Origin of the sequence: Pseudoxanthomonas sp. JBR18 (assembly GCF_028198165.1) — a bacterium.
GTDB lineage: Bacteria > Pseudomonadota > Gammaproteobacteria > Xanthomonadales > Xanthomonadaceae > Pseudoxanthomonas_A.
Window position 1 is genome coordinate 1930831 of the sequence record NZ_CP116339.1, and the last position, 17257, is coordinate 1948087.

The 17257-nt window shown below is 67.2% G+C and carries 14 protein-coding genes; 5 read left to right on the plus strand and 9 right to left on the minus strand.

Annotated elements, in window-relative coordinates:
* The first annotated feature begins 3 nt into the window (after positions 1-3).
* Positions 4-1578, plus strand: coding sequence for an FMN-binding glutamate synthase family protein (locus PJ250_RS08745; protein ID WP_271648194.1), 1575 nt, complete (start codon positions 4-6; stop codon positions 1576-1578).
* Between the two features lie 94 nt (positions 1579-1672).
* Here PJ250_RS08745 and PJ250_RS08750 read toward each other — a convergent pair whose 3' ends face one another.
* The gene (locus tag PJ250_RS08750) at positions 1673-2677 is read right to left on the minus strand and encodes a LacI family DNA-binding transcriptional regulator (protein WP_271648195.1); all 1005 of its coding nucleotides are present in this window, start codon (positions 2675-2677) and stop codon (positions 1673-1675) included.
* A 94-nt stretch (positions 2678-2771) separates the two neighbouring features.
* Here PJ250_RS08750 and PJ250_RS08755 point away from each other — a divergent pair, with 94 nt between their 5' ends.
* Genes PJ250_RS08755 through PJ250_RS08770 form a run of 4 tightly spaced genes read left to right on the plus strand, consistent with a single transcriptional unit; the run spans position 2772 to position 7109 of the window.
* Entirely contained in the window at positions 2772-3824 is a 1053-nt protein-coding gene (locus PJ250_RS08755; protein WP_271648196.1) for a sugar phosphate isomerase/epimerase family protein, read from the plus strand.
* A gap of 33 nt (positions 3825-3857) precedes the next feature.
* The gene (locus PJ250_RS08760; protein ID WP_271648197.1) at positions 3858-5078 is read left to right on the plus strand and encodes a nucleoside permease; all 1221 of its coding nucleotides are present in this window, start codon (positions 3858-3860) and stop codon (positions 5076-5078) included.
* Between the two features lie 11 nt (positions 5079-5089).
* On the plus strand, positions 5090-6217 hold the full coding sequence (locus tag PJ250_RS08765) for a Gfo/Idh/MocA family protein (protein ID WP_271648198.1): 1128 nt from the start codon (positions 5090-5092) through the stop codon (positions 6215-6217).
* Positions 6218-6251: 34 nt separating this feature from the next.
* On the plus strand, positions 6252-7109 hold the full coding sequence (locus PJ250_RS08770; protein ID WP_271648199.1) for a sugar phosphate isomerase/epimerase family protein: 858 nt from the start codon (positions 6252-6254) through the stop codon (positions 7107-7109).
* 186 nt (positions 7110-7295) lie between these two features.
* Here PJ250_RS08770 and PJ250_RS08775 read toward each other — a convergent pair whose 3' ends face one another.
* The 8 genes from PJ250_RS08775 to PJ250_RS08810 all read right to left on the minus strand — a co-directional run bounded on the left by PJ250_RS08775 (position 7296) and on the right by PJ250_RS08810 (position 17089).
* Positions 7296-8009, minus strand: coding sequence for a 3-keto-disaccharide hydrolase (locus PJ250_RS08775; RefSeq protein WP_271648575.1), 714 nt, complete (start codon positions 8007-8009; stop codon positions 7296-7298).
* Between the two features lie 67 nt (positions 8010-8076).
* Positions 8077-8661, minus strand: a complete 585-nt coding sequence (locus PJ250_RS08780) for a gluconate 2-dehydrogenase subunit 3 family protein (RefSeq protein ID WP_271648200.1) — start codon at positions 8659-8661, stop codon at positions 8077-8079.
* Positions 8661-10346, minus strand: coding sequence for a GMC oxidoreductase (locus PJ250_RS08785; RefSeq protein WP_271648201.1), 1686 nt, complete (start codon positions 10344-10346; stop codon positions 8661-8663). Before PJ250_RS08785 ends, PJ250_RS08780 begins: the two co-directional genes overlap by 1 nt.
* Before the next feature lie 34 nt (positions 10347-10380).
* Entirely contained in the window at positions 10381-11253 is an 873-nt protein-coding gene (locus tag PJ250_RS08790) for a hydroxypyruvate isomerase family protein (RefSeq protein ID WP_271648202.1), read from the minus strand.
* Between the two features lie 386 nt (positions 11254-11639).
* On the minus strand, positions 11640-12893 hold the full coding sequence (locus PJ250_RS08795; protein WP_271648203.1) for an MFS transporter: 1254 nt from the start codon (positions 12891-12893) through the stop codon (positions 11640-11642).
* A gap of 87 nt (positions 12894-12980) precedes the next feature.
* Positions 12981-15200: a TonB-dependent siderophore receptor gene (locus tag PJ250_RS08800; protein ID WP_271648204.1), complete on the minus strand. Its 2220-nt coding sequence runs from the start codon at positions 15198-15200 to the stop codon at positions 12981-12983.
* Positions 15201-15314: 114 nt separating this feature from the next.
* The gene (locus PJ250_RS08805; RefSeq protein WP_271648205.1) at positions 15315-16169 is read right to left on the minus strand and encodes a nitrilase-related carbon-nitrogen hydrolase; all 855 of its coding nucleotides are present in this window, start codon (positions 16167-16169) and stop codon (positions 15315-15317) included.
* Positions 16166-17089: a proline iminopeptidase-family hydrolase gene (locus PJ250_RS08810; RefSeq protein ID WP_271648206.1), complete on the minus strand. Its 924-nt coding sequence runs from the start codon at positions 17087-17089 to the stop codon at positions 16166-16168. The genes PJ250_RS08805 and PJ250_RS08810 overlap by 4 nt, the downstream gene beginning before the upstream one ends.
* Positions 17090-17257: the final 168 nt, after the last annotated feature.

The following is a 17257-nucleotide window of genomic DNA, read 5'->3' on the forward strand; positions in this document are numbered from 1 at the left end:
AGCATGTGGCGTTACCTGTTCTATGCCCTGTCGCTGGTCGCCATCGTGCTGGTCGCGGCCCTGATCCCTTCCCACCCCGGCGCCGCCTGGGCGCTGCTGGCGATCCTGCCCCTGATCGCACTGGGCGTGTACGACATCGCCTCGCCACGCAACGTGCTGTCGAACTACCCGGTGATCGGCCACCTGCGTTACATCATGGAGTTCATCAGTCCGGAGATCCGCCAGTACTTCCTGGAGGATGACAAGAGCGGCCGGCCGTTCAATCGCCAGCAACGCGATCTGATCAAGGCGCGCGCGGCCGGCAGCAGCGGGACCCACCCGTTCGGCACAGAATACGACGTGTTTCAGTCCGGCTTCGACTTCGCCTTGCACTCGCTCGATGTGAAGCAGGTGCCCAAGACCGCCGAGCGGATCAGCGTCGGTGGACCACAATGCGATCACCCCTACGACAGTTCGCGTCTGAACATCTCGGCGATGAGCTTTGGCGCATTGAGCAGCCACGCGGTGCTGGCGATGAACAAGGGCGCGGCAATGGGCGGCTTCGCCCAGGACACCGGCGAAGGCGGCCTTACGCCCTATCACCTGGAACACGGCGCGGATGTGATCTGGGAGATCGGCTCGGGCTATTTCGGCTGCCGCACCCAGGACGGTCGCTTCGACGACGAGGACTTCCGCAAGAAGGCCAGCAACTCGCTGGTGAAGATGATCGAGATCAAGCTCTCGCAGGGCGCCAAGCCCAGCCACGGCGGCATGTTGCCCGGCTCCAAGGTCAACGCCGAGATCGCGCGCATCCGCGAGGTGCCGCAGGGCCAGGACTGCCTGTCGCCTGCGGCACACCCGGAATTCAACACCCCGCGCGGGCTGCTCGACTTCGTCGCACGGCTGCGTGGCCTGTGCGGCGGCAAGCCGGTCGGCTTCAAGCTGTGCATCGGCCGGCGCAGCGAGTTCCTGGGCATCTGCAAGGCGATGCTGGCGACCGGCATCTTGCCCGACTTCATCACCGTCGACGGGGCCGAGGGCGGCACCGGTGCGGCGCCGGTGGAACTGTCCGACCGGCTCGGCCTGACCATCAACGAAGCCTTGCCCTTCGTGCACAGCGCGCTGGTCGGCTGCGGCCTGCGCGACAAGATCCGGGTGATCGCCAGCGGCAAGGTGGTGACCGGTTTCGACATGGTGCACAAGATCGCCATCGGCGCGGACATCTGTAATGTGGCCCGGCCGATGATGTTCGCGGTCGGCTGCATCCAGGCGCTGCGCTGCCACACCAACACCTGCCCCACCGGCGTGGCCACCCAGGACAAGCGACGCGCCCGCGCGCTGAAGATCGACGACCGCGCCGAACACGTGAAGCGCTACCACCGCGCCACGCTCGACAGCTTCATCGAGATCACTGGCGCGATGGGCGCGGCCGATCCGGCGCAGCTGACCCCGCAGCACATCCTGCACCGCATGCCCGATCAGCAGGCGCGCGATTACGGACAGCTGCATCGCTACCTGCGTCCGGGCGAATTGCTGTCAGAGCCGGTGCCGGACCCGTTCGCCGACGATTGGGCCCGCGCCAGCGCCGAGCACTTCTAAGGCGGCCGATATCCGCGGGGCCCGTGCGCGTCTCAAGGGCAACGCAGTGTGCGCCGCGTAGCTCGAGCATGCCTTGGCGAGAGCAGACCGAGACTCAGGCGGGCGGCGGCGCCGTCGATCCACGAAGCATCAGGCTGAAATCCAGCGTCTGCTGCAGCGGCGTCTGGGTCGCGGCGATGATGGCCAACAGCAGGTTGACCGCACGCATGCCGATCTCGCGCATCGGCTGGGCGATGGTGGTCAACGGGGGGCTGAGGTAGCGCGAGGACGCCAGATCATCGAAGCCGACGACGGAGAAGTCGTGCGGGACGCGCATGCCGTGTTCGCGGCACGCGGCCAGCACGCCCAGCGCCATCTGGTCGCTGAAACAGAAGGCCGCGGTCGGCGGCGCTGGGCGATCGAGCCAAGTGCAGGCGGCTGCGTGGCCGGACTCGACCGAGAAATCGCCGGGCACCAGCTGCAGCTGGCGCATGCGGCCCCGCGCCCTGGCCGCGACCTTGACGCCTTCCAGGCGCTGCCGGTGCAAAGGGTTGTCCGGTGGGCCGCCGACCACCGCGATGCGCTCGTGCCCCAGCGCGTAGAGATGCTCCATCGCCGCGCGTGCCGCCGCCGCGTTGTCGATGTGCACGCTGGGGATGCCGAGCGCGGGGTCGAACTCGCAGCCGTTGACCACCGGTGCTGCGGCGCCGCGCTGCCTGACGATCTGGCGTGCCGTCGGCGGCAGCCGGTGGCCCAGCACGATCAGCCCATCGGCCTCGTTGCGGCGGAGCATCTGCGCATAGCGTTCCTCGCGCTCGGGCAGGTGCTGGGTATCGCCCAGCAGGACGGCGTAGTCGGCGGCCTGTGCGGCTTCTTCGGCGCCCTGCAGGATCTGCGCGAAGAAGGGATTGGCGATGTCCGGCACGGTGACCAGGATCTTGCCGCTGCGCTGGGTCTTGAGCGTCCTGGCCGCGGCATTGGGCATGTACCCCAGCGCAGTGACGGCCTGCTCGATGCGCGCGCGCGTTTCCGGCAGCACCTTTTCCGGGCGCGACAGCGCACGCGAGACCGTGCCAGCCGACACGCCTGCGTGTTTTGCGATGTCGTAGATGGTCGGCATGGCTCAGTCCGGCAGCGCCCGATGCGATGCACAACGTGTGCACCGAGGGTCCCATGCTAGGATCGTGCAATCGATTGCATCAAGGCAAATCCGCATGCGAACGCTCAAGGGTCCGGCGCTGTTCCTGGCGCAGTTCATTGGGGACACATCTCCTTTCAACCGATTGGACACCCTGGCGCAATGGGCCTCGGGCCTTGGCTATTCTGGGGTACAGGTCCCGACCAGCGCGCCGCATATTTTCGATCTTGCGCAGGCGGCGGAGAGCCAGACCTACTGTGATGATGTGACCGGCATGCTGGCCGAGCACGGCATCCAGATCACCGAGCTGTCCACGCACCTGCAAGGCCAGCTGGTCGCGGTGCATCCGGCCTACGACAGCCTGTTCGACGGCTTTGCCCCGCAGGACAAGCGCGGCGATCCGGCCGCGCGCCAGGCCTGGGCGGTGGAGCAACTCAAGCTGGCGGCCAAGGCCAGCCAGCGCCTGGGCCTGACCGCGCATGCCACGTTCTCCGGCGCCCTGGTCTGGCCGTACATGTATCCCTGGCCGCAGCGTCCGCCCGGTTTGGTGGACGAAGCCTTCGCCGAACTGGGCCGCCGCTGGCGCCCGATCCTGGAGGTGTTCGACCAACACGGCGTGGATCTTTGCTACGAAATCCACCCGGGCGAAGACCTGCACGATGGTGCGACGTTCGAGCGCTTTTTGGAGGTGGTCGACCACCACCCGCGCGCCAAGATCCTCTACGACCCCAGCCACCTGCTGCTGCAGCAGATGGACTACCTGGGTTTCATCGATCGCTACCACCCCCGCATCGGCATCTTCCACGTCAAGGACGCCGAGTACCGCCCCAGTGCGCGCAGCGGCGTGTACGGCGGCTACGAGAACTGGATCGATCGCCCCGGCCGCTTCCGTTCGCTCGGCGACGGCCAGGTCGACTTCAAGGCGATCTTCTCCAAGTTCGCCCAGTACGACTTCCCCGGCTGGGCGGTGCTGGAATGGGAGTGCTGCCTGAAGCATCCCGAAGATGGCGCGCGCGAGGGCGCGCGCTTCATCCGCGACCACCTGATCCGCGTGACCGAGCGCGCCTTCGACGATTTCGCCGACAGCGGCGCCAGCCCGGAAGCGCTGCGCAAGATGCTGGGGCTTTGATCCAATCTTGATACTGACCTGGGAGGGGAAGTCATGACGTCCACCATGTCGCGCCTGGGCGCGATGATGTTCCTGCAGTTCTTCATCTGGGGTGCGTGGTTCGTGACCCTGGGCACCTACCTGGTGCAGGGCCCGCTGCAGGCCAGCGCCGGCCAGGTCGCCACCGCGTTCCTGAGCCAGTCGATCGGTGCGATCGTTGCGCCGTTCTTGGTGGGCCTGATCGCCGACCGCTACTTCGCCGCCCAGCGCATCCTGGCGGTGCTGCACATCCTGGGCGCGGTGTTGATGTGGGGCGCTTCGGTGGCCACCAGCTTCGACACCTTCGCCGCCTGCGTGATGGGCTACATGCTGCTGTTCATGCCGACCCTGGCGCTGGCCAACAGCATCGCCATGCGCCACATGCAGGTGCCGGAAAAGCAGTTCCCGCCCGTGCGCGTGGCCGGCAGTATCGGCTGGATCATCGCCGGCGTGCTGATCGGCTGGCTGGGCTGGGAGCAGGCGCACCGCCTGGAGCTCACTTTCCGCATGGCGGCCGGCGCCTCGCTGCTGCTGGGCCTCTACGCGCTGACCCTGCCGCACACCCCGCCGCTGGAGCAGCAGCGCAACGCCAAGCTCGGACAGATCCTCGGCCTGGACGCGCTGCGCCTGCTGAAGTCGCGCTCGTACCTGGTGTTCTTCCTGGCCTCGATCGCGATCTGCATCCCGCTGTCGTTCTATTACAACTTCACCAATCCCTATCTCAACGACCTGGGTGTGCGCGGCGCCGCCGGCTTGCAGTCTCTGGGCCAGGTGTCCGAAGTACTGCTGATGCTGGCCATGCCGTTCCTGTTCGCGCGGCTGGGGGTCAAGACCATGCTGGCGCTGGGCATGGCCGCCTGGGTGGTGCGCTATGGCCTGTTCGCCTACGGCGACGCGGGCGCGGGCTTCGCGCTGCTGGTGGGCGGCATCGTGCTGCACGGCATCTGCTATGACTTCTTCTTCGTTACCGGGCAGATCTACACCGACGCCCACGCCGGCCCAGCCTTCCGCAGCAGCGCGCAGGGTTTCATCACCCTGGCCACCTATGGCGTGGGCATGCTGATCGGCACCTTCCTGTCCGGTGCGGTGGTCGAGCACTACACCACCGCGGCCGGTCGCGACTGGCAGAGCATCTGGCTGTTCCCCGCCGGCGTGGCGCTGCTGGTGCTGATCGCCTTCCTGCTGCTGTTCCGCGACAAGCCGGTCGCGGCGGCCGCGGCGCCCACGATGCATTGAGGAGCCGAATGATGAGCAAGCTCGGAGTCGCCATTCTCGGCACCGGCATGATCGGCGCGGTGCATCGCCGCGCCGCGCTGCTGGCGGGCGCGACCCTGCGCGGGGTGATGGCCTCATCGCCTGCCCGTGGCCAGGAAGTCGCGCAGGACTGGGGCGTGCCGAAGGCGTATGCCGACCTCGATGCGGTCATCGCCGACCCGCAGGTGCAGGTGGTGCACGTGTGCACGCCCAACCACCTGCACCGCGCGATGGCGCAGGCCGCGCTGGAAGCCGGCAAGCATGTGATCTGCGAAAAGCCCCTCGCCACGACCCTGGAAGACGCGCAGGCGCTGGCCGCGCTGGCGCAGTCCACCGGCCTGGTGGCCACGGTGCCGTTCGTCTACCGCTACCACCCGGTCGTGCGCGAGGCCCGCGCGCGCATCGCCGATGGTGAGCTGGGCCCGCTGCGCCTGATCCACGGCAGCTATCTGCAGGACTGGCTGCTGGATCCGGCCAGCAACAACTGGCGCGTCGATCCCGCCTTGGGCGGCACTTCGCGCGTGTTCGCCGACATCGGCTCGCACTGGTGCGATCTGGTGGAGTGGGTCGGCGGCGAGCGCTTTGCCGAAGTCAGCGCGGCGTTCGAAACGGTCATCGCCCAGCGCGCCGTCGCCGCGGGCAAGAGTTTCGCCACGCCCGCGGCGGGTGGGCAGACCCAGGCCGTCTCCAGCGAGGACGTGGCCGCGGCGATGTTCAAGACCGGCGCCGGCACGCTGGCCACGCTGACGGTGAGCCAGGTCTCGGCCGGGCGTCGCAACCGGCTGTGGTTCGAGATCGACGGCGCCAAGGCCAGCGTGGCCTTCGATCAAGAGGACTGCGAGCGCCTGTGGATCGGCCGGCCCGACCAGCGCGAGGAGATCTTCGTGCGCGGCCCGGGTGCGGGCAGCGCCGAACAGCGTCGGCTGTCCTCGCTGCCGGCCGGCCACGCGCAGGGCTATGCCCAGTGCTTCGAGGCCTTCGTCGCCGACACCTATCGCGCCATCGCCGGGCAAACGCCTGAAGGCTTGCCGACCTTTGCCGACGGCCTGCGCTCGGCGCGCATCGTCGAGGGCGTGATCGCCTCGGCGCGCACGCGCGCCTGGACCCACATCGACGCGTGACCACGCGCCGCCATCCAATCCCCGGGAGGACACCATGACGCTCACCCTGCCTCGCCGCCTTGCGGCCACCGCCCTGCTGCTCTGCGCAGCGCTTCCCGCGCTGGCCAAAGAGCGCACCGCCGCGCAGTTGCCCATCGCCGTGCAGATGTACACGCTGCGCAACATCCCCACGCTGGAAGACCGGCTCAAGCTGGTCCACGATGCCGGCATCACCGCGGTCGAGACCGTCGGCATGCAGGACACCACCGCGCCGCAACTCAAGGCCCTGCTGGACAAGTACGGCATCGTGGTCACGTCCTCGCACGTGCAGCTGGACGATCTGCGCAAGGACCTGACCAGTGTGGTCGCCTTCAACAAGGCCGTTGGCAACCATGTGCTGGTCGTGCCCTACCTGGGCGATGCCCAGCGGCCCAAGGACGCTGCGGGCTGGACCGCGCTGGGCAAGGAACTGGGACAGCTGGCCAACACGCTCAAGGCGCAGGGCATGACCTTGGCCTATCACAACCATGATTTCGAGTTCGCCCGCTTTGGCGACAAGACCGGCCTGGAACTGCTGCTCGATGGCGCCGGCCCGGCGCTGAAGTCCGAGCTGGACCTGGCCTGGGTGGCGCGTTCGGGCAACGATCCGGTGGTGTATCTGGACAAGCTCAAGGGCCGCCTGTTCGCGGTGCACGCCAAGGACAACGCGCCGAAAGGCCAGGCCGCCGACGAGGGCGGCTTTGCCGCCGTCGGCCACGGCGTGCTGGACTGGAAGGCGATCCTGCCCGCGGCCGATCGCGACGGCGTGAAGTGGTACATCATCGAGCACGACCAACCGCGCGACCCGGCGGCCGCGGTCAAGGCCGGCGCCGCCTATCTGGTCGAACACCTGCCCGCCGATGTGAAGCGCTGAGGCCGGACGCATGACGCAAAAAAGCGGCGCCTTCGGGCGCCGCTTTTCTTTCATCAAACGATGGCTGCTTCGCTGAAGCAAGCCAGCATCTGGTGGGAGCCGCCATGGCGGCGAGTGGCTTTACCGGTGAAGCCTCATCGCCGCCATGGCGGCTCCCACGATGTCACCGCGGGGGAGTCGAATCGACTACAGCTTCCGCACCCAGATGTTGCGGTAGCTCACCTTGGCGTTGTGGTCCTGCAGGGAAATCGGTGCGCAGCCGTGCGGTGCGTAGGACGGGGCGCCGATGTATTCGGTCTTGCCGGCGATCACCGTGTCGTTCTGCACCAGCACGCCGTTGTGCAGCACGGTGATGCGCGCCGGCGCGGTCAGCCCGCCGCCCTGCGAGAAGCGCGGCGCGGTCCAGATCACATCGTAGGTCTGCCACTGGCCCGGCGCGCGCGAGGCGTTGACCAGCGGGATGGACTGCTTGTAGATCGAGCCAGCCTGGCCGTTGGAATAGGTCGCGCTCTGGTAGCTGTCCAGCACCTGCAGCTCGTAGCGGTCCTGCAGGAAGATGCCGCTGTTGCCGCGGTTCTGTCCTTCCAGGCCCTGGGTCTCGGTCGGCGTGCGCCATTCCACGTGCAGCTGTATGTCGCAGAAGCTCTGCTTGCTGCGGATGCCCTTGCTGCCGGGCACCACGGTGACCGCGCCGTCGGCCACGTGCCAGCCCGGCTTGCCGCCGTCCTCGCCGTCCCAGGCCGACAGGTCCTTGCCGTCGAACAGCACCACCGCATCCGAGGGCGCCGTGCCCACCGGCGTGGCCACCGCGGCGGGCACGGGCTTCCAGACTTCGGTCTTGGCCGGGTCGCCCTGCGTCTGCGCATAGGCTGGCACGGCCGCCAGCGCACAGGCCAGCATCGCGATCGCTTGCTTGCTCATCTTGGTCTCCCTTGGGCGATGCGGCTGCATCGCGTGTTGTTGGCCGTCAGGTCGCCCAGGCCGGCGTGCCGGGCTCGTAGGCCATGTCGCCGTCATAGCGTCCGGGGATGGCGACATAGCGCAGCACTTCGGTCGCGCCGACTTGCGAGGTGAAGAAGCCGAACAGCACCAGCTGCTTGAGCATGGTGAAGTAATGCGGCGGGGTGGCCGCAGTGTCGGCACCCTGGTCTTCGGCCTTGTCCGGATCGGGGCTGACGTTGCGGGCTTCGGCGTCCAGCGTGCGCAGCAGTTCCGTGCGCTGCGCCGGCGTGAGCGCCAGGAAGCCGCCCTTGGCCCGCTTGTCCACATCGGCCAGGCCGGCGCGGAAGATCGCCTGCTGTTTGGCGTCGTAGCAATCGGTCACGAATTGCGCCATGAACAGTCCCAGGCCCGCATCCTTGGCGCCCGGCGTGTCGGTGCGCGGCAGGATGGTTTCGGCGATCTCGTCCATCAGCGCCACCTGCGCCTTGGAAAAGGCATTGTTGGCCGGCGGGACTGGCAGCTGGGCCTGGCCGAACACCACCGCCGGCAGGCCGATCATGGCCATGCCGGTGGTGGCGGCGATCATCTTGAGCAGTTCGCGTCGTTGCATCACAGATTCCCCGCCTTGAGTTCGCGCACGGCATGGTCGGCCGCGCGCGCGGTCAGCGCCATATAGGTCAGCGACGGATTCACGCAGGAGGCCGAGGTCATGCAGGCCCCGTCGGTCACGTACACGTTGGGCGCGTCCCAGACCTGGTTGTGCATGTTCAGCACCGAGGTCTTGCGGTCGCGCCCCATGCGCGCGGTGCCCATCTCGTGGATGCCCATGCCCGGCGCGTAGTCGCTCTCGTAGACCTGCACGTCCTTCACCCCGGCGGCCTCCAGCATCTCGCCGGCATCGGCGCCCATGTCCTTGCGCATGGCGTGCTCGTTGTCGCGCAACGACACGTCCATCGCCAGCACCGGCAGGCCCCACTTGTCCTTGACGGCGTGGTTCAGACTGATGGTGTTGTCGTGGTAGGGCAGGATCTCGCCGAAGGCGGTCATGCCGATGCGCCACTCACCCGGCACGCTCAGCGCCTGCTTGAGGTCGGCGCCGATGTTGAGCTCGGCGATGTCGCGCGACCAGCCGGTGCGGCTGGCGCCGCCCTGATAGCCGAAGCCGCGCAAGTAGTCGCGTCGCTCGCCATTGAGGTTGCGGAAGCGCGGGATGTAGAAGCCGCACGGCCGGCGCCCGTAGTAGTACTTGTCCTCGTAGCCGTCCACGCGCCCCGACGCACCCACGCGGAAGTGGTGGTCCATGACGTTGTGGCCCAGCTCGCCGGAGGACGAACCCAGACCGCCTTCCCACACCTCGGTGGCCGAGTTCATCAGCAGCCAGGTCGAGTTGAACGCCGAGGCGTTGAGGAACACCACCTTGGCCGTGAAGACGTAGGTCTGTCCGGTCTCCGCGTCGATGATCTCCACGCCCTTGGCACGCTTGCGGTCCTTGTCGTACAGGACTTCCTTGACGATGGAGAACGGGCGCAACGTGAGATTGCCGGTGGCCATCGCCGCCGGCAGCGTGGAGGACTGTGTGGAGAAGTACGCGCCGAACGGGCAGCCCAGGATGCACTTGTTGCGGTACTGGCAGTTGACCCGGCCCTGCTCGGGTTTGGGCTCGGTGATGTTGGCCGTGCGCGAGTGGATCATGTGGCGCGTGCCGCCGAAGGATTTCTTCAGCCGCGCGGCGACGTCCTTCTCGACGATGTTCAACGGGATCGGCGGCAGGAACTGCCCATCGGGCAGCACGTCCAGCCCTTCGGTGGTACCGGCGATGCCGGCGAAGCGCTCGACATGGTCGTACCACGGCGCGATGTCGGCATAGCGGATCGGCCAATCCACCGCGATGCCCTCCTTGGCGTTGGCGCCAAAGTCGATGTCCGACAGGCGATAGCTCTGCCGGCCCCACATCAGCGAGCGCCCGCCCACGTGATAGCCGCGGAACCAGTCGAAGCGCTTGGTCTCGGTATAGGGGCAGTCCTTCTCGTCGGCCCACATGCCGTTGGTGCTCTCCGACAGCGGATAGTCGCGCTTGAGGACCGGATGATCGGCCTTCATCTGCTGGGTGGGCGTGTCGTGATGCGGATAGTCCCAGGCCTCCTTGCCCGCGTTAACGTAGTCCTTGATGTGCTCGATGTTGCGGCCGCGTTCGAGCATCAGGACTTTCAGGCCGCGCTCGGTCAGCTCCTTGGCTGCCCAGCCGCCGCTGATGCCGGAGCCGACGACGATCGCGTCGTAGTGGTTGTCTGCCATGGGTGACTGCTTCCCTCGGTGGATAGTGGGTCTCTCACACGTCGCACAGGGCGATGGCCTGGCGCAGCGCATCCATCGGGTCGCTGTGCTCGGCGCTGAACTCGTGCGCGACGTAGCCGCCAAAGCCGGTGTCGCGGATCGCGCGGCAGATGGCGGCGTAGTTGAGTTCCTGGGTGTCGTCCAGCTCATGCCGTCCGGGCACGCCGGCGGTATGGTAGTGGACGAAGTATTCATGGTTGCGACGAATGCTGGCGATGATGTCGCCTTCCATGATCTGCATGTGGTAGATGTCGAACAGCAGGCCGAAGTTGGACGAGCCGATGCGCTTGCACAGCTCCACGCCCCAGGCCGAGTGGTCGCACAGATAGTCCGGGTGGTCCACGCGCGAGTTCAGCAGTTCCATGACCAGCACCACGCCGCGCTTTTCGGCGTGGCCGAGCAGGCGCTTGAGGCCGACCTCGGCGTTGCGCATGCCCTGCAGCGGATCCATGCCGTTGCGGTTGCCCGAAAAGCAGATCAGGTTGCGGTAGCCGGCTTCGGCGACCAGGTCGATGTGGCGCATGTAGCGCGTGACCAGTTCGTCATGGAATTCGGTGGCCGCGAACCCCTTGGTCAGGCCGAGCTCGGCGCCGTTGCACATCGCGCTGTCGATCCCGTGGGCCTTGAGCGTCGGCCAGTCCGCCGGGCCCACCAGATCGATCGCCGACAGCCCCAGTTGCTTGACCGTACGACACAGCTGGTCGATGGACAGGTCATGCAGGATCCAGCGTGCCACCGACTGCTTGAGGTGGCCTTTGGTCGTTGGCGCGGCCTGCGCCAGCGCGGGCAGGCGGGTCGAGGCGGCCAGGCCGATCCCGCCCAGCAGCGTGCCGCGCAGCAAGTCGCGTCGGTTCAAGGAGGAGGTCATGCCCAGCGCTCCGCGCGAAGAGCCGCAGCCGCCGTCTGGAGGCATCTAAACGATTGAAAGCCGGCCCCAAAAAAAAACGGGTGGGCCGTGCGCCGATGATGTCCGCGCTCGGCATCGCTTCGTGGACGTGTCGTCGTCAGCGGCGACAGACGTGGACCTGCAGTGGGTTCGAGTCGTGCCATGGGCCGGCCTCCCAACCGGACGCGGACAGGCGCCGTATCGGCGCATGCAATCGATTGCACGATAGCAGCCACGTCCTTGATTGCAAGGGCCTGGTTGGCGGTCATTCGTGCTGCATAGCAGCATCGAGTCGCCACCGGCACCGCTTCACAAAGCGCCTGATGTGGGATGCAGCGCGCGCACTCACCCTGGGCGTGGGGCGGCCGTCAACGGCTGGCGCCGGCGGCCTCGGTGCGTCCATTGAAGGGAATGAAGAACGCTAGCACCAGCCCCGCGATGCTGCAGGCCAGCGGCGCCATGAACGCGTACTTCCACTCGCCTGTCCACTCGACCAGATAGGCCATGATGATCGGGAACAGACCGGCGCTCATGTTTCCCCAGAACGAGGTCCAGCTCGCCAGCAGCGCGGTACGCTCGCCGCCCAGGTCCTGCACCGTGGACCACACCACACCCTGCACCAGACCCACGCCGAACAGCGACAGGCACAGAATGCCGACCACCACGCCGACGTTGGCGATCCACGGCACCAGCGCCAGCGACATGCCCAGGCAGAAGCCGACCACCGCCGCCGGCAATCGCGCGGCGCGCAGGCTGTGACCGCGGCGGATGCGGAAGTCCGCCCAGAATCCATACAACGTGACGCTGGCATACAGCGTCAGCCACGGCATGCCCGAGTACCAGCTCGATTCGGTCAGGCTGGCGCCGCGTTCCTTGGTCAGGTAGACCGGCATCCAACTCAGGAAGAAGGCCTGGATGCTGATCAGACAGAAGTAGAACGTCGACATCAGCCAGGTGGTGCGCAGGGACAGCAGCGCACGCACCTGCGGCCAGATCGGGGTGGAACGATGGGCCGGCGGCGTGCCGGCATGTTCCACATGCCGACTCAGGCCCCACCACAGTGCGAACAGCACCAGGCCGATGCCCGCGTAGAGGTAGAAGCAGGCGCGCCATCCCAGGTGATAGGTGAGCAGTCCGGTGGCGACCGCCCCGATGAACGGCCCGATGTACTGTCCCGACAGCGCCAGCGAGGTGAAGCGCGAGCGCTTCTCGGCCGGAAACCAGGCGGCGATGGCCGCCACCGAGCTGGGCCAGTCCGGTGCCTGCGCCGCGCCCAGCAGCAGGCGTAGCACCAGCATCCCGCCAAAGCCAGAGGCCAGCGGCATCAGGCCGATCGCCAGCGACCACAGCACCAGGGCAATGCCCATCAATCGGCGGAAACCAAAGCGCTGGATCAGCCAGCCCGAGGGCAGCTGGAAGATGCCGTAGGTCCAGGCGATCGAGGCCAGCAGGTAGGACATCTGCTCCAGGCTGAAGCCGAACTCCCCCTGCACCTGCGAGGCCACGATCATGAAGGCATTGCGATCCACCGACAGCATCAGGTTGATCGGCGCCAAGGCCAGGGCGAAGGGAATCCACGCCTTGCGCAGAGGCCGCGTTGGGGTGCCGACGGGCTGGGTCATCTGGTGCTCCTACGACGACAGGGCGGATCTCCCGCCCTGCCGGTGCTTGCCCCGCTCGGGGCGGGATGTCAGGCCTGTGCCATGCCCTTAGAAGTCCAAGGTGACGCTGGCGAAGAACGTACGCGGATCGCCCAGGAACATGTAGGTGGCCGAGCCGCCGATCCAGTACGACTTGTCGAACAGGTTGTTGACGCCCGCACGGTAGGTCAACGCATGGGCGCCCACCAACTGCTGGTACTTGGCCGACACATCCACCAGCGTGTACGAAGGCGTCTCGATCGTCAGCTGCCTGCCGGCGTTCTCATAGGCCACGGTCCTGCCGGTGTAGCGCGCCTGTCCGGAGAAGGACAAGCCCTCGATCGAGCTCAGCGCGTAGTCCACGTGCACCGCGCCGGAATAGTCGAACGCGCCTGGCACCTTCTTGTCCAGCAGCCAGGGCGAGGACGCGTTGAGGTAGTCGGCCTTGTCCAGCCACACCGCCGAGGCGCCGACAGCGAGGTCGTCGGTCAGCTTGACGTCGATCGATGCATCCAGGCCCTGGTAGCGGCTGATGCCGCTCTGCACCCAGTAGTTGGCCTCGTTGGCGTAGCCGGTGCCGCGGTCCACGCGGAAGGCCGCGGCCGTGGCGCGCACCGTACGGCCGTCCTGCTTGTAGCCGATCTCCCACTGCTTGCTGGTGTTGGGGTCGGTCAACTGCCCGGCGTTGGCATAGACCTGCTGCACCGAATTACCTGGTTCCAATGCCTCGGAGTAGCTGGCATAGAAGGTGGTGTCGGCCTGCGGCTTGTACATCAGGGCCAGGGTCGGGGTGGTCTCGTCGGTGCTCAGGTCGATCCGGGTCTTGCTGAAGTCCGTGGCCGAAGCAAACGTGTACAGGTTCTGGTGCTGCTGGTAGTGGGTGAAGCGCACCCCGACGATGGCCAGCCAGTTGGGCGTGAACTCGATGGTGTCGCTGACGAAGAACGCCTTCTGCTCGTTCCCGTTGTTGGGGAACATGCGCTGGTTCTTGACGTCGATCGGCGTGTAGTCGAACGCGGTGCTGGTGTACAGGTTGCGATACCCATAGCTCACGAAGCCCGGGTACTGGTGAGACAGGCCACGGTCTTCCTGCTGGCGGATCACGGTGGCGCCGAAGACCAGCTTGTTGCTGGTGCCCAGCACGTCCACCTCGCCGCTGACCAGCAGCTGGGCGTCGTCGTTGTCGTAGGTGGTGCGGCTCTCGAAGACGCGGTCCTGGTAGCGGCCGCTGGCGTCGAGCAGGTTGAGGTAGCCCTTGGAGTAGATCTGGTCGGTGCGGCTGTGGGTGTAGCGCAGATCCGCGTTCCAGCCCGGCGCGAACTTCCAGTTGAAGCCGGTGCCGACGTAGAGGAAGCGCGGGTTGTCGTAGGCCTCGTTGGCCTGCGGGTTGCGCACCACGTCATCGGCGCTGGGCAGCTTGGCCTGATTGTAGGCGCTGACGTAGATCATCGGCGCGGGCTTGTCGAACTCGGATTTCAGGTAGATCGAGTCGAACGACCAGGTGATTGCATCGGTCAGGTTGGCGGTCGTGGACAGGGCGATGGACTGGCGCTTGACGTCGGTGCCGGTCGGCGTGGTGCCGTTCTCGTTGACCGCGTTGAGGCGGAAGCCCAGGCCGCTGCCATCGGTGGCGCCGCGGCCGATGTCCACGTGCTCCTTGAGCAGGTTGTCGGACGTCCAGCCGAAGTCGACGCTGAGCAGGCTGCCTTCCACCGGCTTCTTGGTCACGTAGTTGACTGCGCCGCCGGGGGAGGTGAAGCCGTACATGAAACCGGACGCGCCCTTCATCAGCTGGATCTGGTCCATGACCTCCATCGGCAGGCTCAGGCCCCAGGTGGTGATCGGCACGCCGTTCAACTTCTGGCTGCCGTCGGTGGAGGAGATCGGGATGCCGCGCACCGAGATGAACGAACCCCAGCCGGTGTAGGCGCCACCGGCCTGGCGGGTGACGCTGGCGTCGCCGGCGAAGGCCTCGTACACCGAAGGCGGCTGCTTGTCCTGCAGCGCCTCGGAGGGGACCGCGGAGATGGAGAACGGCGTGTTGAGCTTGGACACCACGCCGAACGCACCGCCGGTCACGTCCTTGATTTCGCGCGTGCCCTTGATGATCACCTTGCCCAGCTCGGTCGGCTTGCTGCCAGTCTGGTCATCGTTGCTGCTGGCTTCCTGCGCATGCAGTGGCAGCGCGCTGACGACCAGCACCGCGGCCAGCGCGCAGGCCAGCGGGTGCGGGCGGGGACGGGAAGAGTGCGTGGCCGGAATGGCGGGCGTGGCGGCGGGCTCGTTCATGGCAAGACGGTCCTGTGTGGGCGGTGCGCGAATGGGGAGGGAAGTGGTGGGCACGGCGGGCCTGCGCGGAGGCGGGCGCGTCGATCAAGCTGTGCGGCACATGGCCGCCTGGCGTCAGTCCGTGACGGTGATGACGTCCGCAGGGAGCAGGGCACGTTCCTGCTCCAGGCAAGGCAGGCGTGCGCGGGTCTGCCTGGACTGGTCGGGATCGAGGTCGGCGTAGAGGATGGTCGGTGCCTCCTGCGCCTCGGCCAGCAGCTCGCCGAAGGGCGAGATCACCCGGCTGTGGCCATACACCTTGAGGCCTGCACGTTCGCCGCACTGCGCCGCGGCGATGACGTAGCTGCCGGTCTCGATGGCGCGGGCGCGCAGGAGCACGTCCCAATGCAGCGGACCGGTGATGACCGAGAACGACGCCGGCACCAGGAGCACGTCGGCGCCGGCCTTGGCCAGGGCCCGATGCAGGTAGCCGAAGCGCACGTCGTAACAGATCGACATGCCCAGGGTGATGCCCAGCGGTGCGATGTGGACGACGACCGGGGCGCCCGTGCCGGGCTTGACGCTGGTGGACTCGCGGAAATCGCCAGCGCCGCCCAGCTTGACGTCGAAGGTGTGCAGCTTGTCGTAGCGCGCGGCGATCGTGCCGGAGGGCGTGATCAGATGACTGCGATTCCAGATGCGGTCGCCCTCCTCGGTGCGCACCAGGAGTGATCCGGTATGTAGCCAGAGTCCCAATTCGCTGGCCAGCGAGCGGCACATCGCCAGGGTGGTGTCCTGCGCTTCGGGCACGCAGGCCGCGGGATACGCGGTGACCTCGGGCAACAGCAGGTTGGCGGCTTCGGGCAGGCAGACCAGGCGGGCGCCTGCGGCAGCGGCCTCGCGCACGGCGCGCTCGATCTGGCGGTTGTTGTCGGCCACTGCGGTGCCGGTGCACAGCTGGACAGCGGCGATCTTCACAGGTGGATTCATGTGCTGGCCCTGGAGGATGGATCGTGCGCGGCCAGGAACCGGCCGATCTCGTGCATGGTCTTGGCGCGCTCTTCGACGTGGCACATGTGCGAGGACTCCTCCATCAGCACCCAGCGCGCACCGGGGATGCCATCGACGTAGCCGGCCACGCACGCGGGCGTGGCCTCGTCGTGGCGCCCTGACAGCACCAGCGTCGGCACGTTGATCTGCGCGGCGCGCTCGCCGATGTCCCAGTCGCGCAACGAGCCGATCACGTGGAACTCGGTCGGTCCGTTCATCGCCAGATACACCGTCGGGTCGCTGGCCATCGCATCGAAGGTGCGCCTGACCTCGTCTGGCCAGGTCTCCAGCCGGCACACGTGGCGACGATAGAAGACCTCGGTGGCCGCCAGGTACTCAGGATGGCCGTAGTCCCCGCTTGCCTCGTGGCGCTCCAGGGCCTGGCGCACGTCCGGGGGCAGGTCCTGTCGCAGCCGCAGTGCCTCGCTCACCCAGACCGGGAACGAGGACGGTGATGAGCAGATCACCAGCGCATTGAGACCGGCAGGCCGCCGCACGGCATGCTCGGCTGACAGGACCCCGCCCCAGGATTGCCCCAGCAGGTTGTAGCGTCCGGCGACGCCCAGGTGTGCGGTCAGGTTGTCGAGTTCTTCCAGGAACAGCGCGATGGACCAGAACGCGCTGGGCGCCTCGCGCAGGTGGGTGGAGCGGCCGTTGCCCAACTGGTCGTAGTGGATCACCGCGCGCCCATCCTCTGCCAGGTCGGCAAAGGCATCGACGTAGTCGTGCGTGCAACCGGGCCCGCCGTGCGCGACCACCAGCGGTACCTTCCCGGATTCCAGCGTCCCGGTGACGCGGTACCAGGTCTGGTGTCCGTTGAAGGGCGCGTAACCCTCGCGCTGCGCGGTGTTGCTTGACATGCGGTCTTTCTCACGACGGGGACATCCCCCGCCGTCAAGACTCTCCCGCTGGCGCCGCCGCGGACAACTATAAAAAATTGCAGTTTTATTGCCCGGCCCGGTCACTACGATGACCTGATGCGGCCGCAGTGGCATGCGCCGCGGGCGGCGATGCCGCCGCGTTGGTCC

Bases quoted from the DNA above. Each gene is read 5' to 3' on its own strand.
- PJ250_RS08775 (WP_271648575.1), bottom strand. From the start codon at position 8,009: ATGCTGGCCTGTGCGCTGGCGGCCGTGCCAGCCTATGCGCAGACGCAG.
- PJ250_RS08745 (WP_271648194.1), top strand. From the start codon at position 4: ATGTGGCGTTACCTGTTCTATGCCCTGTCGCTGGTCGCCATCGTGCTG.
- PJ250_RS08765 (WP_271648198.1), top strand. From the start codon at position 5,090: ATGAGCAAGCTCGGAGTCGCCATTCTCGGCACCGGCATGATCGGCGCG.
- PJ250_RS08805 (WP_271648205.1), bottom strand. From the start codon at position 16,169: ATGAATCCACCTGTGAAGATCGCCGCTGTCCAGCTGTGCACCGGCACC.
- PJ250_RS08780 (WP_271648200.1), bottom strand. From the start codon at position 8,661: ATGCAACGACGCGAACTGCTCAAGATGATCGCCGCCACCACCGGCATG.
- PJ250_RS08785 (WP_271648201.1), bottom strand. From the start codon at position 10,346: ATGGCAGACAACCACTACGACGCGATCGTCGTCGGCTCCGGCATCAGC.
- PJ250_RS08795 (WP_271648203.1), bottom strand. From the start codon at position 12,893: ATGACCCAGCCCGTCGGCACCCCAACGCGGCCTCTGCGCAAGGCGTGG.
- PJ250_RS08800 (WP_271648204.1), bottom strand. From the start codon at position 15,200: ATGAACGAGCCCGCCGCCACGCCCGCCATTCCGGCCACGCACTCTTCC.
- PJ250_RS08755 (WP_271648196.1), top strand. From the start codon at position 2,772: ATGCGAACGCTCAAGGGTCCGGCGCTGTTCCTGGCGCAGTTCATTGGG.
- PJ250_RS08790 (WP_271648202.1), bottom strand. From the start codon at position 11,253: ATGACCTCCTCCTTGAACCGACGCGACTTGCTGCGCGGCACGCTGCTG.
- PJ250_RS08760 (WP_271648197.1), top strand. From the start codon at position 3,858: ATGACGTCCACCATGTCGCGCCTGGGCGCGATGATGTTCCTGCAGTTC.
- PJ250_RS08770 (WP_271648199.1), top strand. From the start codon at position 6,252: ATGACGCTCACCCTGCCTCGCCGCCTTGCGGCCACCGCCCTGCTGCTC.
- PJ250_RS08810 (WP_271648206.1), bottom strand. From the start codon at position 17,089: ATGTCAAGCAACACCGCGCAGCGCGAGGGTTACGCGCCCTTCAACGGA.
- PJ250_RS08750 (WP_271648195.1), bottom strand. From the start codon at position 2,677: ATGCCGACCATCTACGACATCGCAAAACACGCAGGCGTGTCGGCTGGC.